The sequence below is a fragment of the Pseudomonas sp. SWRI68 genome (assembly GCF_014269165.1).
In the GTDB taxonomy this organism is placed as follows: Bacteria; Pseudomonadota; Gammaproteobacteria; order Pseudomonadales; family Pseudomonadaceae; genus Aquipseudomonas; species Aquipseudomonas capeferrum.
This window is the reverse complement of the sequence record NZ_JABWRU010000033.1, coordinates 1-21284: the sequence shown is the minus strand read 5'-3', so window position 1 is coordinate 21284 and position 21284 is coordinate 1. Positions and strand designations below refer to the sequence as shown.

At 64.4% G+C, this 21284-nt stretch carries 20 protein-coding genes; 16 read left to right on the top strand and 4 right to left on the bottom strand.

Annotated features, from left to right (window positions below; translation table 11 throughout):
• Positions 1 to 194 precede the first annotated feature (194 nt).
• From HU770_RS25955 to HU770_RS25925, 7 genes are all read left to right on the top strand, one after another.
• Positions 195 to 1250, top strand: coding sequence for an NAD(+)/NADH kinase (locus HU770_RS25955; RefSeq protein WP_186666301.1), 1056 nt, complete (start codon positions 195 to 197; stop codon positions 1248 to 1250).
• 22 nt (positions 1251 to 1272) lie between these two features.
• A complete protein-coding gene (locus HU770_RS25950; protein ID WP_033703401.1) occupies positions 1273 to 2250 on the top strand; it encodes a thiamine pyrophosphate-dependent dehydrogenase E1 component subunit alpha in 978 nt (325 codons plus the stop codon).
• A gap of 33 nt (positions 2251 to 2283) precedes the next feature.
• The gene (locus HU770_RS25945; protein WP_016497851.1) at positions 2284 to 3306 is read left to right on the top strand and encodes an alpha-ketoacid dehydrogenase subunit beta; all 1023 of its coding nucleotides are present in this window, start codon (positions 2284 to 2286) and stop codon (positions 3304 to 3306) included.
• Complete coding sequence (locus tag HU770_RS25940; protein WP_186666299.1) at positions 3303 to 4409, top strand: acetoin dehydrogenase dihydrolipoyllysine-residue acetyltransferase subunit; 1107 nt, start codon at positions 3303 to 3305, stop codon at positions 4407 to 4409. The genes HU770_RS25945 and HU770_RS25940 overlap by 4 nt, the downstream gene beginning before the upstream one ends.
• A gap of 54 nt (positions 4410 to 4463) precedes the next feature.
• The gene (locus HU770_RS25935; RefSeq protein WP_227697288.1) at positions 4464 to 5528 is read left to right on the top strand and encodes a 2,3-butanediol dehydrogenase; all 1065 of its coding nucleotides are present in this window, start codon (positions 4464 to 4466) and stop codon (positions 5526 to 5528) included.
• 129 nt (positions 5529 to 5657) lie between these two features.
• Positions 5658 to 7391 (top strand): C13 family peptidase, encoded by a 1734-nt coding sequence (locus HU770_RS25930; RefSeq protein ID WP_186666297.1) that lies wholly within the window; start codon positions 5658 to 5660, stop codon positions 7389 to 7391.
• Positions 7392 to 7418: 27 nt separating this feature from the next.
• Positions 7419 to 8063, top strand: a complete 645-nt coding sequence (locus HU770_RS25925; protein WP_033703405.1) for an oxidoreductase — start codon at positions 7419 to 7421, stop codon at positions 8061 to 8063.
• A gap of 9 nt (positions 8064 to 8072) precedes the next feature.
• Here the strand turns inward: HU770_RS25925 and HU770_RS25920 are convergent, their stop codons facing one another.
• The 4 genes from HU770_RS25920 to HU770_RS25905 all read right to left on the bottom strand — a co-directional run bounded on the left by HU770_RS25920 (position 8073) and on the right by HU770_RS25905 (position 12321).
• The gene (locus HU770_RS25920; RefSeq protein WP_033703407.1) at positions 8073 to 8360 is read right to left on the bottom strand and encodes a YceK/YidQ family lipoprotein; all 288 of its coding nucleotides are present in this window, start codon (positions 8358 to 8360) and stop codon (positions 8073 to 8075) included.
• Positions 8357 to 8986 (bottom strand): flavin prenyltransferase UbiX, encoded by a 630-nt coding sequence (gene ubiX / locus HU770_RS25915; protein ID WP_186666295.1) that lies wholly within the window; start codon positions 8984 to 8986, stop codon positions 8357 to 8359. The genes HU770_RS25920 and ubiX overlap by 4 nt, the downstream gene beginning before the upstream one ends.
• Positions 8983 to 10332, bottom strand: coding sequence for a UDP-N-acetylmuramate:L-alanyl-gamma-D-glutamyl-meso-diaminopimelate ligase (mpl, locus tag HU770_RS25910; protein ID WP_047583487.1), 1350 nt, complete (start codon positions 10330 to 10332; stop codon positions 8983 to 8985). The genes ubiX and mpl overlap by 4 nt, the downstream gene beginning before the upstream one ends.
• A 66-nt stretch (positions 10333 to 10398) precedes the next feature.
• On the bottom strand, positions 10399 to 12321 hold the full coding sequence (locus HU770_RS25905) for a sigma-54-dependent Fis family transcriptional regulator (RefSeq protein WP_186660653.1): 1923 nt from the start codon (positions 12319 to 12321) through the stop codon (positions 10399 to 10401).
• A gap of 255 nt (positions 12322 to 12576) precedes the next feature.
• Here HU770_RS25905 and HU770_RS25900 point away from each other — a divergent pair, with 255 nt between their 5' ends.
• The 9 genes from HU770_RS25900 to HU770_RS25860 form a co-directional block, all read left to right on the top strand.
• Complete coding sequence (locus HU770_RS25900; protein WP_033703411.1) at positions 12577 to 14097, top strand: aldehyde dehydrogenase family protein; 1521 nt, start codon at positions 12577 to 12579, stop codon at positions 14095 to 14097.
• 175 nt (positions 14098 to 14272) lie between these two features.
• On the top strand, positions 14273 to 15721 hold the full coding sequence (gene eat, locus HU770_RS25895; RefSeq protein ID WP_033703412.1) for an ethanolamine permease: 1449 nt from the start codon (positions 14273 to 14275) through the stop codon (positions 15719 to 15721).
• 49 nt (positions 15722 to 15770) lie between these two features.
• Complete coding sequence (locus HU770_RS25890) at positions 15771 to 17165, top strand: ethanolamine ammonia-lyase subunit EutB (RefSeq protein WP_033703413.1); 1395 nt, start codon at positions 15771 to 15773, stop codon at positions 17163 to 17165.
• Positions 17166 to 17173: 8 nt separating this feature from the next.
• Positions 17174 to 17992: an ethanolamine ammonia-lyase subunit EutC gene (eutC, locus tag HU770_RS25885; RefSeq protein ID WP_186666293.1), complete on the top strand. Its 819-nt coding sequence runs from the start codon at positions 17174 to 17176 to the stop codon at positions 17990 to 17992.
• 108 nt (positions 17993 to 18100) lie between these two features.
• Complete coding sequence (locus HU770_RS25880) at positions 18101 to 18559, top strand: GNAT family N-acetyltransferase (RefSeq protein ID WP_186660647.1); 459 nt, start codon at positions 18101 to 18103, stop codon at positions 18557 to 18559.
• Between the two features lie 189 nt (positions 18560 to 18748).
• A complete protein-coding gene (locus HU770_RS25875; protein ID WP_033703417.1) occupies positions 18749 to 19396 on the top strand; it encodes a DedA family protein in 648 nt (215 codons plus the stop codon).
• An 8-nt stretch (positions 19397 to 19404) separates the two neighbouring features.
• Entirely contained in the window at positions 19405 to 20220 is an 816-nt protein-coding gene (locus tag HU770_RS25870) for a M90 family metallopeptidase (protein ID WP_186666291.1), read from the top strand.
• Positions 20221 to 20312: 92 nt separating this feature from the next.
• Complete coding sequence (gene ppa, locus HU770_RS25865) at positions 20313 to 20840, top strand: inorganic diphosphatase (RefSeq protein WP_016497835.1); 528 nt, start codon at positions 20313 to 20315, stop codon at positions 20838 to 20840.
• Between the two features lie 177 nt (positions 20841 to 21017).
• Positions 21018 to 21284 (top strand): helix-turn-helix transcriptional regulator (locus tag HU770_RS25860; RefSeq protein WP_186666283.1); only part of this gene is annotated, 267 nt, incomplete at its 3' end.

The window sequence follows — 21284 nt, the reverse complement described above, 5'->3', positions numbered from 1 at the left end:
GGTTGGCTTGAGACGCTGCGTCTCAGCGTCTCGGCAAACACGGCCCCGGCGCGGCACGCGGCGTCTCGCAGGGGCCGCCCGGCACATGCCTGGTGCTATCCCGCAACCGCTCTAAGGCGGCCACTTCAGGCCTGCCGAGCAAAGCTGGCACCCACCTTGCTGTGCCCATGGCAAACAAGAATATGAGGTGCGCCATGCCGCAACCCACCCCAACTGTCGGGATCATTGCCAACCCTGCCTCTGGCCGCGACCTGCGCCGCCTGACTGCCAGTGCCGGGCTCTATTCGAGCACCGACAAGGCTTCGGCGATCCAGCGCCTGCTCGCCGCCTTCGGTGCCACCGGCATTGGCAAGGTTCTGCTGCCCACCGACATGACCGGCATCGCCGCCGCCGTGCTCAAGGCCAGCCAAGGCCCGGGCGCTCGCGATCAGCACTGGCCAACCCTCCAGATCATCGACCTGCCGTTGACCCAGACCGTTGCCGATACCCGCCTGGCCACCCGGCGCATGGTCGAGCAAGGCGTGACGATGATCGCGGTACTTGGCGGCGATGGCACCCACAAAGCCGTTGCTGCCGAGGCCGGCGACACGCCACTGCTGACGTTGTCCACCGGCACCAACAATGCCTTCCCTGAATTGCGCGAAGCCACCAGCGCCGGCCTGGCCGGCGGCCTGCTCGCCAGCGGCCGGGTACCTGCCAGCATCGGCTTGCGCCGCAACAAGCGCCTGCTGGTGAAGGTGCCCGAGCAGCAGTTGGCCGAATGGGCCCTGGTGGAAGTCGCCGTGTCGCCCCAGCGCTTCATCGGCGCCCGGGCCCTGAGCCGCAGCGAAGACCTCAGCGAAGTATTCGCCTGCTTCGCCGAACCCCACGCCATTGGCCTGTCCGCCTTGTGCGGCCTGTGGTGCCCGGTTTCACGCCTGGATGCTCACGGCGCCTGGGTACGCCTGAACCCTGACGCCGAACAGGCCCTGCTCGCACCGCTGGCGCCCGGTGTGCTGCAAGGCTGTGGCATCACCGCCAGCGGCCCATTGACGCCCGGTGTCGCCCATCGCCTGAGCCTGGCCAGCGGCACCCTGGCCCTGGACGGCGAACGCGAGATCGAATTCGCCGAACACGACACCCCCAGCATCACCCTGGACCACCAAGGCCCCCTGACCGTGGACGTAGAGGCCGTACTGGCCCACGCCGCCCGCCATCACCTGCTGGCCGTCCCGCGCGGCCACCGGCTACACCCTGCAACCGCGTGTTGAGACAACCCTGGAGAACAACAAGATGTCCAATCAACTCAGTACCGAACAACTGCTGCATGCCTATGAGGTGATGCGCACCATCCGCGCATTCGAAGAGCGTCTGCACGTGGAGTTCGCCACCGGCGAGATCCCCGGGTTCGTCCACCTCTATGCTGGCGAGGAGGCCTCCGCTGCAGGGGTCATGGCCCACCTGCGCGACAGCGACTGCATTGCCTCGACCCACCGCGGGCACGGCCACTGCATCGCCAAGGGCGTGGATGTGTACGGCATGATGGCCGAGATCTACGGCAAGAGAACGGGCGTATGCGGCGGCAAGGGCGGCTCGATGCACATTGCCGACCTGGAAAAGGGCATGCTCGGCGCCAACGGCATCGTCGGGGCCGGTGCGCCGCTGGTTGCCGGTGCTGCCCTGGCCGCCAAGCTCAAGGGCCGCGATGACGTGTCGGTGGCCTTCTTCGGTGACGGCGCCTCCAACGAGGGCGCCGTGTTCGAAGCCATGAACATGGCCGCGATCATGAACCTGCCATGCATCTTCGTCGCCGAAAACAACGGCTACGCCGAGGCAACGGCCTCGAACTGGTCGGTGGCCTGCGACCACATTGCCGACCGCGCCGCCGGTTTCGGCATGCCGGGTGTGACCATCGACGGCTTCGATTTCTTCGCCGTGTACGAGGCCGCCGGCGCCGCCATCGAACGGGCGCGTAGCGGGCAAGGGCCCTCGCTGATCGAGGTCAAGCTCAGCCGCTACTACGGCCACTTCGAGGGTGACGCGCAAACCTACCGCGCCCCGGATGAAGTGAAGAACCTGCGCGAAACCCGTGATTGCCTGATGCAGTTCCGCAACAAGACCACCCGCGCCGGCCTGCTCAGTGCCGAACAACTGGACGCCATCGACGCCCGTGTCGAAGACCTGATCGAAGACGCCGTGCGCCGTGCCAAATCCGATCCCAAGCCACAGCCCGCCGACCTGCTCAGCGATGTCTACGTCAGCTACCCCTGAGCTGCGGATTAAAAGAACAAGAGGAGAATCACCATGGCAAGAAAGATCAGCTACCAGCAGGCTATTAACGAAGCCCTGGCCCAGGAAATGCGCCGTGACAGCACCGTGTTCATCATCGGTGAAGACGTCGCCGGCGGTGCCGGTGCCCCCGGCGAAGAGGATGCCTGGGGCGGCGTGCTGGGCGTGACCAAAGGCCTCTACCACCAGTTCCCAGGCCGGGTACTGGATGCGCCGCTGTCCGAGATCGGCTATGTCGGCGCCGCCGTGGGTGCGGCGACCCAAGGTCTGCGCCCGGTGTGCGAACTGATGTTCGTGGATTTTGCCGGCTGCTGCCTGGACCAGATCCTCAACCAGGCCGCCAAGTTTCGCTACATGTTCGGCGGCAAGGCGGTGACCCCGCTGGTGATGCGCACCATGTACGGCGCCGGCCTGCGCGCGGCGGCCCAGCACTCGCAGATGCTCACCTCGTTGTGGACGCACATCCCCGGGCTGAAGGTGGTCTGCCCCTCTTCGCCCTACGATGCCAAGGGCCTGCTGATTCAGGCGATACGCGACAACGACCCGGTGATCTTCTGCGAGCACAAACTGCTCTACAGCATGCAGGGCGAAGTGCCGGAAGAGGTCTACACGGTGCCGTTCGGTGAAGCCAACTTCCTGCGCGACGGCGACGATGTGACCCTGGTGACCTATGGGCGCATGGTCCATGTGGCCCTGGAGGCCGCCAACAACCTCGCCCGCCAGGGCATCGACTGCGAAGTGCTGGACCTGCGCACCACCAGCCCGCTGGATGAAGACAGCATTCTCGAAAGCGTCGAGAAGACCGGCCGCCTGGTGGTGATCGACGAAGCCAACCCGCGCTGCTCGATGGCCACCGACATCAGTGCACTGGTGGCGCAAAAAGCCTTCGGCGCCCTCAAGGGCCCGATCGAGATGGTCACCGCGCCGCATACGCCGGTGCCGTTCTCCGACGCCCTGGAAGACTTGTACATCCCCGACGCGGCGAAAATCGAGGCCGCCGTGCGCAAGGTAATCGAAGCCGCAAGGAGCGCCGCATGAGCCAGATCCATACGCTGACCATGCCCAAGTGGGGCTTGTCGATGACCGAGGGCCGGGTGGATACCTGGCTCAAGCAGGAAGGTGACGCCATCAGCAAGGGCGACGAAGTGCTGGACGTCGAGACCGACAAGATCAGCAGCAGCGTCGAAGCCCCCTTCAGCGGTGTACTGCGCCGCCTGGTGGCCAAGCCGGATGAAACCCTGCCGGTCGGTGCGCTGCTGGCGGTGGTGGTCGAAGGCGAAGCCGACGAGGCCGAGATCGACGCCGTGGTGCAGCGCTTCCAGGCCGAGTTCGTAGCCGAAGGTGGCGCAGACCAGGCGCAGGGCCCAGCCCCGCAAAAAGCCGAAGTGGGCGGCCGCCTGTTGCGCTGGTTCGAACTGGGCGAAGGCGGTACGCCGCTGGTGCTGGTGCACGGCTTTGGCGGTGATTTGAACAACTGGCTGTTCAACCACCCGGCGCTGGCCGCCGAGCGCCGCGTCATCGCGCTCGACCTGCCCGGGCATGGCGAGTCGGCCAAGGCGCTGCAACGCGGGGACCTGGATGAACTTAGCGAAGCGGTACTGGCACTGCTCGACCACCTGGAGATCCCCCGGGCCCACCTGGCCGGGCATTCGATGGGCGGCGCAGTCAGCCTCAACGTGGCACGCCTGGCGCCGCAGCGGGTGGCAAGCCTGAGCCTGGTGGCCAGTGCCGGGCTGGGCACAGCGATCAACGGCCAGTACCTGCAAGGCTTCGTGGCCGCTGCCAACCGCAATGCACTCAAGCCGCAGATGGTGCAGCTGTTTGCCGACCCGGCGCTGGTTACCCGGCAGTTGCTGGAGGACATGCTCAAGTTCAAGCGGCTGGAAGGCGTCGACGCGGCATTGCGCCAGCTGGGGGCGGCCATTGCCGAAAGCGACCAGCAGCGCCACGACCTGCGGGGCGTGCTGGGGCAGCACCCGGCGCTGGTGATCTGGGGCGGGAAGGACGCGATCATCCCGGCCAGCCATGCAGATGGGCTGGAGGCCGAAGTACTGGTGCTGCCAGATGCTGGCCACATGGTGCAGATGGAGGCGGCCGAACAGGTCAACCAGCAGTTGCTCGCCTTCCTGCGCAAGCACTGAACCTTACGCGTGAGCCTGGAGACAACAAAAATGAATGACCTGAGCCACACCCACATGCGCGCTGCCGTCTGGCATGGCCGTCACGATATCCGCGTCGAACAGGTGCCCTTGCCTGCCGACCCCGCGCCTGGCTGGGTGCAGATCAAAGTGGACTGGTGCGGCATCTGCGGTTCCGACCTGCACGAATACCTCGCCGGCCCGGTGTTCATTCCGGTGGACGCGCCCCACCCGCTGACCGGCATTCAGGGGCAATGCATCCTCGGCCACGAATTTTGCGGCGAAATCGCCAAACTCGGCGAAGGCGTCGAGGGCTTTGCGGTCGGCGACCCGGTGGCGGCGGACGCCTGCCAGCACTGCGGCACGTGCTATTACTGCACCCATGGGCTGTACAACATCTGCGAGCGCCTGGCCTTTACCGGCCTGATGAACAACGGCGCATTCGCAGAACGCGTCAACGTCCCTGCCAACTTGCTGTACCGACTGCCACAGGGCTTCCCGCCAGAAGCCGGCGCGCTGATCGAACCGTTGGCGGTCGGCATGCACGCCGTGAAAAAAGCCGGCAGCCTGCTTGGGCAAACCGTGGTGGTGGTTGGCGCGGGCACCATCGGCCTGTGCACCATCATGTGCGCCAAGGCCGCAGGCGCGGCGAAGGTCATCGCCCTGGAGATGTCTTCGGCGCGCAAGGCCAAGGCTCTCGAAGTGGGCGCCAGCGTCGTGCTGGACCCTAGCCAGTGCGATGCCCTGGCAGAAATCCGCACACTGACTGCCGGGCTTGGCGCGGATGTGAGCTTCGAGTGCATCGGCAACAAGCACACCGCAAAACTGGCCATCGACACCCTGCGCAAGGCGGGCAAATGCGTGCTGGTGGGGATTTTCGAAGAGCCCAGCGAGTTCAACTTCTTCGAGCTGGTGTCCACCGAGAAGCAGGTGCTCGGGGCGCTGGCTTACAACGGGGAGTTTGCCGATGTCATCGCCTTTATCGCTGACGGCAGGCTGGATATCCGACCGCTGGTGACGGGCCGGATCGGGCTGGAGCAGATCGTCGAGCTGGGCTTTGAAGAACTGGTCAACAACAAGGAGGAGAACGTGAAGATCATCGTGTCGCCGGGCGGGCGCTGATCTCCCCACGCAGAAAGCCTGTTGCACACCCTTGTGGGAGCGGGTTTACCCGCGCCCACAGGGCATGTGTGTCTGTCTCACCCCCAGATTCTGCGTCATACTCGGCAGACCTATTGCCCGGTCTCCACCATGCGTCCATTGCTCCCCATCACCTTGGTCCTGTTGCTAGCCGCGTGCGGAGATGGCGAATCGCTATTGCCTCCGGACGCACGCCTGCCCGACGGCGGGCGCTACCGAGGTGAGGTGGTTGACGGCTTGCTGCAGGGCGAGGGGCGCATCGACTACCCCAACGGCAGCTGGTACGCCGGCGGCTTCAAGGATGGCCAGTGGCATGGCCAGGGCGAGTGGCACGGCCAGAACGGTGAAGTCTACCGGGGCCAGTTCGCCGAGGGCCTGTTCCAGGGCCTGGGTGACCTGACCACGCCGGGCAGCCACTATGCCGGTACTTTCAAGCACGGCCGGCGCGACGGTGAAGGCACCCTCAAGCAAGCCGACCAGACCTACCGCGGCCAGTTCAAGGACGACCAGTACGAAGGCGCGGGCGAGCTGGAGCTGGCCGACGGCAGCCGCTACCAGGGCCTTTTCGCCAAAGGCAAACCGAACGGTGCCGGGGTGCGCAGCGATGCCAGCGGCAACCAGTTCAGCGGCCGTTTCGTCGATGGCCTGCTGCAAGGCAGCGGCACCTACGACAGCGTCGACGACGAACAGTACATCGGCGAGTTCAAGGACAACCGCCTGGAAGGCCGCGGGCGCTATGAAAGCGCCGACGGTGACGTCTGGATCGGCGCGTTCAAGGACGGCTCATTGATTGGCGAGGGCGAACTGCTCGGCAGTGATGGCAGCCACTACAAGGGCGGTTTCGTCGACTGGCACCTGTCTGGCCAGGGCAGCCTGCAGCTGGCTGACGGCAGCAAGTACACCGGTGGCTTCGAAAACGATGCCTACCACGGCTACGGCCGACTGACCCTGGCCAACGGCAAAGTCGAGGGCGGCACCTGGGTCAACGGCGTACGCGTGCGCGACGAAAAGGGCGCGCTGTTGCCCGACCCGCTGGACCTGGCCCTGCTCAACCAGGGCCATCTGCTTGAAGACGCGCTGGCGCGGGTACCGCACACCGCGCCGGCGATCCAGTTGTACAGCCTGGTAGTGGCCGGCGACGGCCAGCAAAGCGTGTTTCTGCGCGAAGCCGACTATGTCAGCAACATGCTCAAGGTCCGCTTTGGCGCCCGCGGCCAGGTCACGCTGGTCAACCACCGCGACCATATGGCCAGCCGCCCCATGGCCACCCGCGAGAACCTCACCCGCGCCGCCCGCACCTTGGCCGAGCGCAGCGGCCCCGAGGACCTGGTGTTCATCTACCTCACCAGCCACGGCAGCCAGGACCACCAACTGGTGCTCGACCAGCCGCGCCTGCAACTGGCCGACCTGCCCGCCGACGAGCTGGCCAGTGCCCTGGCACCGCTGAAAGATCGCGACAAGATAATCGTCATTTCCGCCTGCTATTCAGGGGGCTATATCGCCCCGCTCAAGGATGATCGCACGGTGATCATCACCGCCGCCCGCGCCGACCGGGTGTCTTTCGGCTGCTCGGAAGAAGCGGATTTCACCTACTTTGGCGATGCCCTGTTCGCCGAAGCGCTGAACCAGACCGACGACCTGAAACAAGCGTTTGAACTGGCGCGCGCCAGCGTTGCCGAAAGAGAACAAAAGGAAGGTTTCGAGGCCTCGGAACCGCAGCTTTGGGCGCCGCCAGCCGTACTGGCACACTGGCAGCATCTAAGACGGCAACAGGCCGAAGAAGCGTTACGCAATGCTGCACAGGCCACCGTGGAGGAGCAGGCAAAAAAGCCGACCAACCACTAAGCTTGTGTGTAACAAGGGAGAGACATCATGTATTTGACGCCTCAGCATGTCCTGCTTGCCGGTGCCACGGGTCTGACGGGTGAACACCTGCTCGACCGCCTGCTCAACGAGCCGACCATCAGCCGGGTACTGGCGCCTACGCGCCGGCCACTGGCCGAACACCCACACCTGGAAAACCCGGTGGGTGACCCGGCGGTGTTCCTACCGCAGCTGGCGGGGCGGGTGGATATCGCCTATTGCTGCCTGGGGACCACACTCAAGCAGGCTGGCTCCGAGTCGGCGTTCCGCGCCGTGGACCTGGACATGGTGGTGGCCTTCAGCAAACGTGCCCGCGAGCTGGGTGCGCGGCATCTGCTGGTGGTCAGCGCACTCGGCGCCGACCCTAAGTCATCGATCTTCTACAACCGGGTCAAGGGCGAAATGGAAGAAGCGCTCAAGGCCCAGGATTGGCCGCAATTGACCATCGTCCGGCCCTCGCTGCTGCTAGGGGACCGCATCGAGCCTCGGCTCGGCGAACAGCTGATTTCACCGTTTTCCAAGCTGATACCTGGCAAGTACCGGGGTATCGAGGCTTGCACACTGGCACGGGCGCTATGGCGCTTGGCGCTGGAGGAAGAAGACGGGGTGCGGGTCATCGAGTCGGATGAACTGCGCCGGCTGGGCAAGATATAGCGTAGGCAATCAAAGGCCGCCGGTAGCCTGGAAGCCGACCCCCGCTGCCGTCAGCAGTGATAACGGCAGCAGCAGGGTGTCCAGCAACATACTGCCGGGCAGGTCCAACCCTGGGTATCCCGGGGCCTCAGCCCCGAAGTGATCCTTCGGGCAGCACCCGCCATTCATCACATACAGGTCCAACCGGGTGCCGGCGTACACCACCGGTGCGCCCGGCTTGTTGGCATCCAGCGTGCGCACCGTGGCACATCCACTCAGCAGCGTCAGCGCCACCAGCCCCGACAGTGCGCGTTTCAATCATCCGCCCCTAAGTGATGCTCGCCCCAACGCGGCAGCATGTCCTGGGGGATGTCCAGCAGGTTGAGAATGCGCGCTACGACGAAATCGATCAGGTCGTCGATGGTCTGTGGCTGATGGTAGAAGCCCGGGGCCGCCGGCAGAATGACCGCGCCCATCTGCGAGAGCTTCAGCATGTTCTCCAGGTGAATGGTCGAGAACGGCGCCTCGCGCGGTACCAGAATCAACTGACGGCGCTCTTTGAGGGTGACGTCGGCGGCACGCTCGATCAGGTTGTTGCAAGCACCGGTGGCAATCGCCGACAAGGTGCCGGTAGAGCATGGCACCACCACCATCGCCGCCGGCGCGCCGGAGCCCGAGGCCACCGGCGACATCCAGTCTTCCTTGCCATACACGCGGATCTGCCCATCGGCAGCGCCGGTGTACTCGGTCAGAAACGCCTGCATCGCCTGGGGCTTGGGCGGCAGCAACACGTCGGTTTCGGTAGACATCACCAACTGCGCGGCCTTGGAAATGAGGAAGTGCACCTCGCGGTCCTCACGCACCAGGCAGTCGAGCAGGCGCAGGCCATATTGAGCGCCAGAGGCGCCCGTCATGGCCAGGGTGATGCGCTGCGGCCCGTTCATTTGAGCGCCTCGGCCAACTTGCCGTGCAGGCCGCCGAAGCCGCCGTTGCTCATGATCACCACGTGGGTGCCGGGGCGGGCCTGGCCTTTGATGCGCTCGATGATCGCCTCCAGGCTGTCGGCAACCACGCTCGGCACCTTGCACTGCGCTGCCGTGGCGGCCAGGTCCCAGCCCAGGTTGGCCGGGGCGTACCAGATCACCTGGTCGGCGTCGTTGACGCTTTCCGGCAGGCCGTCACGGTGGGCGCCCAGCTTCATCGAGTTGGAGCGCGGCTCGATCACCGCGATCACCGGCGCTTCGCCCACACGCTTGCGCAGGCCGTCGAGGGTGGTGGCGATGGCGGTCGGGTGGTGGGCGAAATCGTCATAGATGGTCACGCCCTGCACCTCGGCGACCGTCTCCATGCGCCGCTTGACGCTCTTGAAGGCGCTCAGCCCGGCGATGCCCATGGCTGGCACCACGCCTACATGGCGCGCGGCGGCCAGGGTGGCCAAGGCGTTGGCGACGTTGTGCTGCCCGGTCAATGGCCAGTCGACCACGCCCTGGGCCTCGCCCTCGAACAGCACTTCAAAGCGCGAACCATCGGCGCTGAGCAGGCGCGCCTGCCACTGCCCGCCTTCACCGGTGGTTTGTACCGGGGTCCAGCAGCCCATGCCGATGACGCGTTCCAGCGCCTGCTCGGTGGTGGGGTGAATCACCAGGCCTTCGCTCGGGATAGTGCGCACCAGGTGGTGGAACTGCCGCTCGATGGACGCAAGGTCAGGGAAGATGTCTGCGTGATCGAACTCAAGGTTGTTGAGGATGGCCGTGCGCGGGTGGTAGTGGACGAACTTCGAACGTTTATCGAAGAACGCACTGTCGTACTCATCGGCCTCGACCACGAAGAACGGGGTGTCGCCCAGGCGCGCCGACACCGAGAAGTTCTGCGGCACACCGCCAATCAGGAACCCCGGGCTCATGCCGGCGTGCTCCAGCACCCAGGCCAGCATGCTGCTGGTGGTGGTCTTGCCATGGGTACCGGCAACGGCCAGTACCCAGCGGCCCTGCAGCACGTGGTCGGCCAGCCACTGCGGGCCAGAGACGTAGGGCAGGCCCTTGTTCAGCACGTACTCCACCGCCGGGTTGCCCCGCGACATTGCGTTGCCGACCACTACCAGGTCGGGTGCCGGGTCTAGCTGAGCCGGGTCATAGCCTTGGGTCAGCTCGATGCCCTGGGCTTCGAGCTGGGTGCTCATCGGGGGATAGACATTGGCATCGGAGCCGGTGACGCGGTGGCCAAGCGCTTTGGCCAGCACCGCCAGGGAACCCATGAACGTGCCGCAAATACCGAGAATGTGAATATGCATGGTCGACCTCGCAAAACATCGAGGCAGGGTAGCCCAGGGCGCAGGAAATCGCACCCGCTGTTTCGCTCAGCCGGCCCGTGCTATGCCGTGTTTGCGCAGTTTTCGATACAAGGTATTGCGGCTGATGCCCAGATGCTCGGCGACGCGGGTCAAGTGCCAGCGGTTTGCCTCCAGTACCGTCAGCAGGGCTTGGCGCTCGGCGTCTTGTAGCGGCGGGCTTGGGTTGCGATCGGGGTATGCAGTAGTCGCGGAAGATGGGGGGGCGGTGTTGTGGAAGATGGTCGGTAGGTCGGCAGACTCGATGCGGCCGTTATCGCAGAGCGCTACCAGGGTGCGCAGTGTGTTGCGCATCTGCCGCACGTTGCCGGGCCACGGGAACTGCAGCAACGCGTGCCGTGCATCAGGCTCGAGCTGCACGGGCTGCCCCTGCGCTTCCTGATGCAGCAGAAAGTCCAGCAACTGGCCCTTGTCACTGCGCTCGCGCACCGCCGGCAGGGCCACTTCCAGGCCATTGAGGCGGTAATACAGGTCCTCGCGGAACGTGCCCTGCGCCACCCGCTCCAGCAGGTCGCGGTGGGTCGCACTGACGATGCGCACGTCCACGGCCTGGGGCTCGCCGCCAATCGGTACCACCTGGCGCTCTTCCAGTACCCGCAACAACCGCGTCTGCAAGGCCAGCGGCATGTCACCGATCTCGTCCAGCAGCAACGTGCCGCCATCGGCCTGCAACAGCTTGCCGCGCATGCCTTCCTTGCGCGCGCCGGTAAAGCTGCCACCGCGATAACCGAACAGTTCGCTCTCGATCAGGCTCTCCGGAATAGAGGCGCAGTTGACCGCCACGAACGGTTTGCCGCATCGCTGGCTGGCCTGGTGCACCGCCTGCGCGAACGCCTCCTTGCCGCAACCGGTCTCGCCGCGCAGCAGCAGCGGCACATCACGTTCGAACACCCGCACACAGCGGCGAAAGTCATTTTGCAGCGCCGGGTCGAGCAGGCAGATACCGGGTTCTGCTTCGCGCGGGGGCCGAGGGTGGCCGAGCGGCACCGACCACACCGGCGTGCGCGCCTGGCCACGCAGGCTGGCGAACACCTGGCGGCCGTCACGCGTGTGCAACGGCCAGACGGTACTGCCGCCGGGTACGGCGCGGCTGAACAGTTCGTCGTGGCTGCAGGCAAAAAAACGCTCCACCGGTTTGCCCAGCACGCCCCCGCGCACGGTACCCAGCAGGTTGAGCGCGCTCTGGTTGGCCGCGCAGATCCGCCCATCAGCCTCGAAGGCCAGCAAGCCCTCGCTGAACAAGCCGACCGACTCGGCGTGCAGATGAAAACGCAGCAGCCATTGCTGTTCGAAATGACGCAGGAAGTAACAGCTCTCGATCATCTTGGCCGACAGGTTGACCAGGGCCATGGTGTGGAACTGGCTCTGACGCGAGACATCCGGCCGCGCCGACGACACGTCGAGCACCGCCAACAGATCGCCATGCGGGTCGAACACGGGGCTTGCCGAGCAGGTCAGGCCGGTGTGGCGGCCACGAAAATGCTCGTGCTGATGAATGGTCAGTGCCTGGCGCTCGACCAGGCAGGTACCGATGCCGTTGGTGCCTTCGCGCGCCTCGCTCCAATCTGCGCCCAGCCACAACCCCGCCCGCTCGAAGATACGCCGCTCGGTGGGTGCGCTGACACAGTTGAGGATCACCCCGCGGGCATCGGTCAGCAGCACCGCATGGCCGGCGCCAGAGAGCTGCTGATGCAGGCTGTTCATCTCGCTGTCGGCAATTTTCAGCACCTGACGCAGGCGCTCGCGGCTTTCCAGCAGGCGCCCGTGCTCGAGCACCACAGGGGCTTCGATCAGCGTCGGGTCGAGGTGGTGCTCCTCAAGACAGCGCAGCCAGGAACGCGCGATGGCCGGGTCACTGCCGCCCTCCCCAGCTTCACCATGGGCAATGGTGTGCACTTGCTGGGCATGGCGACTCAGGTGGTTGCTCTGCATTTGTTGTCGTTCTCCGCAGATAGAGCGTTCAGCCAGCATCCTCCACCCGGCGGGGCTTTGCAATGCAGCGTACCGCTGCGTGTCGCAAACGGTACAAAGTGTCACCCGGGCCGTGCCAGCCCTGGCGCAGCGGTGGCCGGCGTGTTTCACAAAACCGCCCCAAGTGGTTGATTTTGATGGCCCTGAAAACACTGGCCCAACCTTTGCTCTACGCTTCTCAACTCCCTAACAAACACAATAGCCAGGAGACACACCATGCGTTACGCACATCCCGGTACCGAAGGCGCGAAGGTTTCCTTCAAGAGCCGCTACGGCAACTACATCGGTGGTGAGTTCGTAGCACCGGTCAAGGGGCAGTACTTCGAAAACACCTCCCCGGTGAATGGCAAGCTGATCGCGGAGTTTCCCCGCTCCACTGCCGAAGACATCGACAAGGCCCTGGATGCCGCCCACGCCGCCGCCGACGCCTGGGGCCGCACCTCGGTCCAGGACCGTTCCAATGTTCTGCTGAAGATCGCCGACCGCATCGAACAGAACCTTGAAGTGCTGGCCATTACCGAAACCTGGGACAACGGCAAGCCGGTCCGCGAAACCCTCAATGCCGACATCCCGCTGGCGGTCGATCACTTCCGTTACTTCGCCGGCTGCATCCGCGCCCAGGAAGGCGGCGCCGCCGAGATCAACGAAGGCACCGTGTCCTATCACATTCACGAGCCACTGGGCGTGGTCGGGCAGATCATCCCGTGGAACTTCCCGCTGCTGATGGCCGCGTGGAAACTCGCCCCGGCCCTGGCCGCAGGCAACTGCGTGGTGCTCAAACCCGCCGAGCAGACGCCGCTGGGTATCACCGTACTGATGGAACTGATCGGCGACCTGCTGCCCAAAGGCGTGCTCAACGTGGTCCAGGGTTATGGCCGCGAAGCGGGCGAAGCGTTGGCTACCAGCAAACGTATCGCCAAAATCGCCTTTACCGGCTCGACCCCGGTCGGCTCGCACATCATGAAATGCGCTGCCGAGAACATCATCCCGTCCACCGTCGAACTGGGCGGCAAGTCGCCTAACGTGTACTTCGAAGACATCATGCAGGCCGAGCCAAGCTTCATCGACAAGGCCGCCGAGGGCATGGTGCTGGCATTCTTCAACCAAGGCGAAGTGTGCACCTGCCCGTCGCGTGCGCTGGTGCAGGAGTCGATCTACCCGCAGTTCATGGAAGTGGTGATGAAGAAGGTCCTGCAGATCAAGCGCGGCGACCCGCTGGACACCGACACCATGGTCGGCGCCCAGGCATCGCAGCAACAGTTCGAGAAGATCCTGTCTTACCTGGAAATCGCCAAAGAAGAAGGCGCCGAGCTGCTGACCGGCGGCAAGGTGGAAAAACTCGAAGGCGCGCTGTCGACCGGTTACTACATCCAGCCGACCCTGCTCAAGGGCAACAACCGCATGCGGGTGTTCCAGGAGGAAATCTTCGGCCCGGTGGTCAGCGTCACCACCTTCAAGGACGAAGCCGAAGCACTGGCGATTGCCAACGACACCGAGTTCGGCCTCGGTGCCGGCGTGTGGACCCGCGACATCAACCGCGCCTACCGCATGGGCCGCGGCATCAAGGCCGGCCGCGTGTGGACCAACTGCTACCACCTGTACCCGGCGCATGCCGCGTTCGGCGGTTACAAGAAGTCCGGCGTTGGCCGTGAGACCCACAAGATGATGCTCGATCACTACCAGCAGACCAAGAACTTGCTGGTGAGCTACGACATCAACCCGCTGGGCTTCTTCTAGAAAAACAGCTTCAAGTTGCAAGCTACAAGCTGCAAGAAACAGCGGGTACAGCACCCAACTGCTTTTTCTTGAGCCTTGTAGCTTGCGGCTTGTAGCTCCATGGCTCGCTTCCTGCAGTACCCATCACCATCGGCCGGAACCCCTCCGGCCACCAAGAAAAACAACAGGTGAAACTATGCCCAGCGATCATTCCGGCAATGCGCCGGCAGGCTCTTCCGTCGACTTCGAAAAGGTCGGTTCAGACTATTTCCAGCAACGTGAACTGAAAAAAGGCGCCGCCGGCTGGGTGTTGCTGGTCGGCCTTGGGGTCGCCTATGTGATCTCCGGCGACTACGCCGGGTGGAACTTCGGCCTGGCCCAAGGCGGCTGGGGCGGCATGTTCCTCGCCACCCTGCTGATGGCCACCATGTACCTGTGCATGTGCTTCTCGCTGGCCGAACTGTCGTCGATGATCCCCACCGCAGGCGGTGGCTACGGCTTCGCCCGCAGCGCATTCGGCCCTTGGGGCGGCTTTCTCACCGGTACGGCCATCCTCATCGAATACGCCATTGCCCCGGCCGCCATCGCCGTGTTCATCGGCGCCTATTGTGAATCGCTGTTCGGCATCGGCGGCTGGGTCATCTACCTGGCCTTCTACATCGTGTTCATCGGCATCCACATCTTCGGGGTGGGTGAAGCGCTGAAACTGATGTTCATCATCACCGCCATCGCCGCCATTGCCCTGGCCGTGTTCCTGGTGAGCATGGTGCCCCATTTTGATGCAGCCAACCTGTTCGACATCGCCAAGACGGACGCCGCAGGCGCCAGCAGCTTCCTGCCGTTCGGCTATGTCGGCGTGTGGGCCGCGATCCCCTATGCGATCTGGTTCTTCCTCGCTGTCGAAGGTGTGCCACTGGCCGCCGAAGAGACCAAGAACCCGAAACGCGACCTGCCACGCGGCCTGATCGGCGCGATGCTGGTATTGCTGGCCTTCGCCCTGCTGATTCTGGTGGTCGGCCCTGGCGCTGCGGGTTCCGAAGCACTCAAGGCCTCGGGCAACCCGCTGGTCGAGGCACTGTCCAAAGCCTATGGCGGCTCCACCTGGATGGGCAGCTTCGTCAACTTGGTGGGCCTGGCAGGCCTGATCGCCAGCTTCTTCTCGATCATCTATGCCTATTCACGGCAGATCTTCGCGCTGTCCCGTGCGGGCTACCTGCCGCGCAAGCTCTCCCAAACCAACAAGAGCAAGGCACCGGTACTGGCGCTGATCATCCCCGGCCTCATCGGTTTCGGCCTGTCGCTGACCGGCCAGGGTGACCTGTTGATCCTGGTCGCGGTGTTCGGCGCGACGCTGTCCTACGTACTGATGATGGCTGCGCACATCACCCTGCGTATCCGCCGGCCGAAAATGGAACGGCCGTATCGCACGCCGGGCGGCATCTTCACCTCCGGCGTCGCCCTGGTATTGGCGTGCATCGCCGTGGTGGCGGGCTTCCTGGTCGACCCACGGGTTGTGATTGGCGCTGCGGTGATCTATGGAGTATTAATTGCCTACTTTGCTTTCTACAGCCGCCACCACCTGGTAGCGGGCACACCGGAAGAGGAATTCGCCGCGATCCAGAAGGCCGAAGAGGCCCTGCACTGATCGCCGACACCCGCCGCGGGCCAGCCCCGCGGCGCTCTGGAGAATCTGTATGGCAAGTTTCGTACACACGGTAGGCCACCTGGTCTACCGCTTCGACAGCCTCAAGGACGTGATGGCCAAGGCCAGCCCCGCACGTTCGGGGGATTTCCTCGCGGGGGTCGCCGCCAGCAATGACGGCGAGCGGGTCGCCGCGCAGATGGCCTTGGCCAACATCCCGCTCACGCACTTTCTGAACGAGGCGCTGATCCCCTACGAAGCGGACGAGGTCACCCGCCTGATCATCGACACCCACGACGCCCAGGCCTTCGCGCCGGTCAGCCACCTGACCGTGGGCGGCCTGCGCGACTGGCTGCTCAGCGAGGAGGCCGACGAAGACAGCCTGCGTGCCCTGGCACCGGGCCTGACACCGGAGATGGCGGCGGCGGTGTCGAAGATCATGCGCGTTCAGGACCTGATCCTGGTGGCGCAGAAAATCCGCGTGGTCACCCGTTTTCGCGGCACCATGGGCCTGCGTGGGCGCCTGTCGACCCGCCTGCAGCCCAATCATCCAACCGACGAGCCAGCCGGGATTGCCGCCAGCATTCTCGACGGCCTGTTGTACGGCAACGGCGACGCCATGATCGGCATCAACCCGGCCACCGACAGCATCGCCTCGATCTGCGCCCTGCTGGAGATGCTCGACGCCATCATCCAGCGCTACGACATCCCCACCCAGGCCTGCGTGCTGACCCACGTCACCACCTCGATCGAAGCGATCAACCGGGGCGTACCGCTGGACCTGGTGTTCCAGTCGATCGCCGGCACCGAAGCAGCCAACGCCGGCTTTGGCATCAACCTCAACGTGTTGCAGGAAGGCTACGAAGCGGGCCTGTCGCTCAAGCGCGGCACCCTCGGGCAAAACCTCATGTACTTCGAAACCGGCCAAGGCAGCGCCCTGTCGGCCAATGCCCACCATGGCGTCGACCAACAGACCTGCGAGACCCGCGCCTACGCCGTGGCCCGGCATTTCAAGCCGTTTCTGGTCAACACCGTGGTCGGCTTCATCGGCCCCGAGTACCTGTACAACGGCAAGCAGATCATCCGTGCCGGCCTCGAGGACCATTTCTGCGGCAAGCTGCTTGGCGTGCCCATGGGCTGCGACATCTGCTACACCAACCACGCCGAAGCCGACCAGGACGACATGGACACCCTGCTCACCCTGCTGGGCGTGGCCGGTATCAACTTCATCATGGGTATCCCAGGCTCCGACGACATCATGCTCAACTACCAGACCACCTCGTTCCATGACGCGCTGTATGCGCGCCAGACCCTGGGCCTCAAGCCCGGCCCGGAATTCGAGGCATGGCTGGCGCGTACCGGCATCTTTACCCAGGCCGATGGCCGGGTGCGCTTCGGTGAAAACCTGCCGCCGGCATTCCGCCAGGCCTTGGCGCAGCTTGCATAGGGATGACCATGGACCATCGCACAGCAACCCCCGACAACCCCTGGCTGGCCCTGCGCACCCTGACCCCGGCCCGTATTGCCCTGGGCCGCGCCGGCACCAGCCTGCCGACCGGTGCGCAACTGGACTTCCAGTTCGCCCACGCGCAAGCCCGCGATGCCGTGCACCTGCCGTTCGACCATGCGGGGCTGACGGCCCAACTTACTGAGCGCGGGCGCGACAGCCTGGTGGTGCACAGCGCCGCCAGCGACCGCGACCAGTACCTGCAACGCCCCGACCTGGGGCGACGGCTGAACGAAGACTCGATTGCGGCCCTGCGTCAGCATGCCGAGGCCAACCCGGGAGGCGTCGACCTGGCCATCGTGGTCGCCGACGGCCTCTCAGCCCTGGCCGTGCACCGCCACACCTTGCCTTTTTTGACCCGTTTCGAGGAACAGGCCGCAGCCGACGGCTGGACCAGCGCCCCGGTGGTGCTGGTGGAGCAGGGCCGGGTGGCGGTGGCCGACGAGGTGGGCGAGTTGCTCGGCGCACGCATGACCGTGATGCTGATCGGCGAACGCCCGGGGTTGAGCTCGCCCGACAGCCTCGGCCTGTATTTCACCTACGCACCACGGGTCGGCCTGACTGACGCCTACCGCAACTGCATCTCCAACGTGCGCCTGGAAGGCCTGAGCTACGGCATGGCGGCCCACCGCCTGCTGTACTTGATGCGTGAGGCCTGTCGCCGGCAGCTTTCCGGGGTGAATCTGAAGGACGAAGCCGAGGTCCATAGCCTCGAGAGCGATACCCCCGCCAGCCAAAAAGGAAACTTCCTACTCGGAAAAGATTAAAAATCATGTCACGGAAGGCGGATTGCGCTTCTCGCCCGCATTGGGCAGCATGCTGTCGAGCGCGACTTGCAAACCGCTGTTTCCCCAAATGGATCCTGAGGGCCGCACATGCGTATCATCAAGGCAACCTTGGAACACCTCGACCTGCTGACCCCGCTGTTCGTCAAATACCGCGAGTTCTATGGGCAATTGCCCTACCCGGACAGCTCGCGCAGCTTTCTGGAAAAACGCCTGAAACGCGATGAGTCGGTGATCTATCTGGCACTGCCCGATGACGACGACGGCAAGCTGCTGGGCTTCTGCCAGCTGTACCCGAGCTTTTCGTCGCTGTCGCTCAAGCGCGTGTGGATCCTCAACGACATCTACGTGGCCGAGGACTCGCGGCGCATGTTGGTGGCCGATCACCTGATGCGCAAAGCGAAGAAGATGGCCAAAGAGACCAATGCCGTACGCATGCGGGTTTCGACCAGCGCCAATAACGAGGCGGCGCGCAAGACCTACGCGTCCATCGGGTTTCGCAAGGACACCGAGTTCGAGAGCTACATCCTGCCGATCCAGCCGGATTGACCTGTTCCGGCCGCTTCGCGGGTTCAGCCGCGAAGCGGCCAGTGCAGGCCATGCCGCCTCCGGTAACCCCCCGCTACAAACTCCCCGGGCATGATCCTCACTTCGCCGTATAATGGCCCACTTGTCATGTGTGAAAGTTTACCCATCCCCAGGTAACTGAGCCTACGCCCAAGAACACAGGTGCTGTACATGGATTTCAACCCGCTGGACCTTATCCTGCATCTCGATGCTTACCTCGATCTGCTGGTCACCAATTACGGTCCCTGGATCTACGCCATCCTGTTCACCGTGATCTTCTGCGAAACCGGCCTGGTGGTGATGCCGTTCCTGCCGGGCGATTCGCTGCTGTTCATCGCCGGCGCCGTGGCGGCCGGTGGCGGCATGGACCCGGTGCTGCTGGCGGGCCTGCTGATGGCCGCGGCAATCCTGGGTGACAGTACCAATTACGTGATAGGCCGAACGGCCGGCGAGCGGTTGTTCAACAACCCTAACTCGAAAATATTCCGCCGCGACTACCTGCAGCGCACCCACGAATTCTATGAGCGCCATGGCGGCAAGACCGTGACCCTGGCGCGCTTCCTGCCGATCTTGCGCACCTTCGCGCCGTTCGTCGCCGGCATCGCCCACATGCACTACCCGCGTTTCCTGGGTTTCAGCGTCGCCGGTTCGCTGCTGTGGGTGGGTGGCCTGGTGACCTTGGGTTACTTCTTCGGCAACGTGCCGTTCATCAAGCAGCATCTGTCGTTGATGGTGGTCGGCATCATCTTCCTGTCGCTGGTGCCGATGGTGCTCGGCCTGCTGCGCGGTCGCCTGGGCCGTACAGCCAAGGCGCACTGAGCACCGCCATGTGGTCTTTCAGCGCCTGGCGGCGCCAGCGTACCCTGGCGCGCTACCCGATCGCCCCCGAGCAATGGCAGGCCGTTCGCGAGCACTTGCCGTTACTCGACGGCATCAGCACTGAAGAAGACCACTGGTTGCGCGAAGCCTGCATCCTGTTTCTGCACGAAAAGCACCTGACCACCCTGCCCGGTGTCGAGCCAAGCGACGAGCAGCGCCTGTTCCTGGCGGCCCAGGCCCAGTTGCCTTTGCTGCACTTGGGCGAGCTGAACTGGTACCAGGGCTTTCACGAGATCATCCTCTACCCCGACGACTTCAAAAGCCCCCAGCGCCACCGCGACGCCAGCGGCGTGGAGCACGTGTGGGACGGCGAGCACAGCGGCGAAGCCTGGCAACAGGGCCCGGTGATTCTGGCCTGGAACGGTGTGCTGGCCAGCGGTGGGTGGGAGGCCTACAACCTGGTCATCCATGAGCTGGCGCACAAGCTCGACATGCTCAACGGCGATGCCAACGGCCTGCCGCCGCTGCACAGCGGCATGTCGGTGGATGAATGGGCGAGTGCCATGCAACAGGCCTATGACGACCTCAATCGCCAGCTGGATCTCAACCCCGACGCCGAAACCGCCATCGACCCGTACGCGGCGGAAAACCCGGCGGAATTCTTTGCCGTCACCAGCGAATATTTCTTCAGCGCCCCCGACCTGCTGCAGCAGGCCTACCCACAGGTGTACCAGCAACTGTCGCTGTTCTACCGCCAGGACCCTTTGGCGCGCCTTGGCCGGTTGCAGGCCGAACACCCCGCTTACCGCGAAAGCCACGCCTGACGCGGCCGCACATCAGGGCAGGCGTGGCATGCCCTGGCGGAATGTGCCTATAATCGCCGCCACTTTTTGGTCAAACACGGGGGCACTGCCCAATGAGCTACAGCAAGATTCCGGCGGGCAAAGACCTGCCGAACGACATCTACGTCGCCATCGAGATCCCGGCCAACCACGCGCCGATCAAATACGAAATCGACAAGGACAGCGACACCCTGTTCGTCGACCGTTTCATGGCTACCCCGATGTTCTACCCAGCCAACTATGGCTTTATCCCGAACACCCTGGCCGACGACGGTGATCCGCTGGACGTGCTGGTCGTGACCCCGTACCCGGTTGCCCCAGGTTCGGTCATCCGCGCCCGCCCGGTCGGCATCCTGAACATGACCGACGACGGCGGCGGCGACGCCAAGGTCATCGCTGTTCCGCACGACAAGCTGTCCCAGCTGTATGTCGACGTCAAGGAATACACCGACCTGCCGGCCCTGCTGATCCAGCAGATCGAGCACTTCTTCGCGAACTACAAAGATCTCGAGAAGGGCAAGTGGGTCAAGATCGAAGGCTGGGATGGCGCCGACGCCGCCCGCGCCGCGATCACCAAATCGGTTGCTGCCTACAAGGGCTGATACCGATTGCTGAAGAACCCCGCCCAGGCGGGGTTTTTTATGCGCTCACGATGGCTCGGCCAGTAAAAAGTCCTACGCCGCCCTACTGCAACGCCCTACAACCAAGCACTTTTCGCACAAAGCGCATCAACACCCGGTTCATATCCGCACTGGCACACGGCCGCTAAACTCGCGGCCATGAACACATCCGGTGACCGCCTCAAAGCCCTGCTTCACGAATGTGGCTTGACCCCTTCCGATTTCGCCGCCCAGCGCAGCGTCACACCCCAGCACGTCAACAACTGGTTCAAGCGCGGTGTTCCGTTGGCGCGTCTCGACGAAATGGCCGACCTGTTCTGCGTACACCGCCGCTGGCTGCGCAGTGGTGAAGGCCCCAAGCACCCCAACCCGATCTTGCGCAGCGGCCCACCACCGCCCACCCACGACACCCCCCCCACCCCCCGG

What these genes read in the sequence shown, in the direction of transcription:
- HU770_RS25955 (WP_186666301.1), top strand. Translation starts at nt 195, where the DNA reads ATGCCGCAACCCACCCCAACTGTCGGGATCATTGCCAACCCTGCCTCT.
- HU770_RS25950 (WP_033703401.1), top strand. Translation starts at nt 1,273, where the DNA reads ATGTCCAATCAACTCAGTACCGAACAACTGCTGCATGCCTATGAGGTG.
- HU770_RS25945 (WP_016497851.1), top strand. Translation starts at nt 2,284, where the DNA reads ATGGCAAGAAAGATCAGCTACCAGCAGGCTATTAACGAAGCCCTGGCC.
- HU770_RS25940 (WP_186666299.1), top strand. Translation starts at nt 3,303, where the DNA reads ATGAGCCAGATCCATACGCTGACCATGCCCAAGTGGGGCTTGTCGATG.
- HU770_RS25935 (WP_227697288.1), top strand. Translation starts at nt 4,464, where the DNA reads ATGCGCGCTGCCGTCTGGCATGGCCGTCACGATATCCGCGTCGAACAG.
- HU770_RS25930 (WP_186666297.1), top strand. Translation starts at nt 5,658, where the DNA reads ATGCGTCCATTGCTCCCCATCACCTTGGTCCTGTTGCTAGCCGCGTGC.
- HU770_RS25925 (WP_033703405.1), top strand. Translation starts at nt 7,419, where the DNA reads ATGTATTTGACGCCTCAGCATGTCCTGCTTGCCGGTGCCACGGGTCTG.
- ubiX (WP_186666295.1), bottom strand. Translation starts at nt 8,986, where the DNA reads ATGAACGGGCCGCAGCGCATCACCCTGGCCATGACGGGCGCCTCTGGC.
- mpl (WP_047583487.1), bottom strand. Translation starts at nt 10,332, where the DNA reads ATGCATATTCACATTCTCGGTATTTGCGGCACGTTCATGGGTTCCCTG.
- HU770_RS25905 (WP_186660653.1), bottom strand. Translation starts at nt 12,321, where the DNA reads ATGCAGAGCAACCACCTGAGTCGCCATGCCCAGCAAGTGCACACCATT.
- HU770_RS25900 (WP_033703411.1), top strand. Translation starts at nt 12,577, where the DNA reads ATGCGTTACGCACATCCCGGTACCGAAGGCGCGAAGGTTTCCTTCAAG.
- eat (WP_033703412.1), top strand. Translation starts at nt 14,273, where the DNA reads ATGCCCAGCGATCATTCCGGCAATGCGCCGGCAGGCTCTTCCGTCGAC.
- HU770_RS25890 (WP_033703413.1), top strand. Translation starts at nt 15,771, where the DNA reads ATGGCAAGTTTCGTACACACGGTAGGCCACCTGGTCTACCGCTTCGAC.
- eutC (WP_186666293.1), top strand. Translation starts at nt 17,174, where the DNA reads ATGGACCATCGCACAGCAACCCCCGACAACCCCTGGCTGGCCCTGCGC.
- HU770_RS25880 (WP_186660647.1), top strand. Translation starts at nt 18,101, where the DNA reads ATGCGTATCATCAAGGCAACCTTGGAACACCTCGACCTGCTGACCCCG.
- HU770_RS25875 (WP_033703417.1), top strand. Translation starts at nt 18,749, where the DNA reads ATGGATTTCAACCCGCTGGACCTTATCCTGCATCTCGATGCTTACCTC.
- HU770_RS25870 (WP_186666291.1), top strand. Translation starts at nt 19,405, where the DNA reads ATGTGGTCTTTCAGCGCCTGGCGGCGCCAGCGTACCCTGGCGCGCTAC.
- ppa (WP_016497835.1), top strand. Translation starts at nt 20,313, where the DNA reads ATGAGCTACAGCAAGATTCCGGCGGGCAAAGACCTGCCGAACGACATC.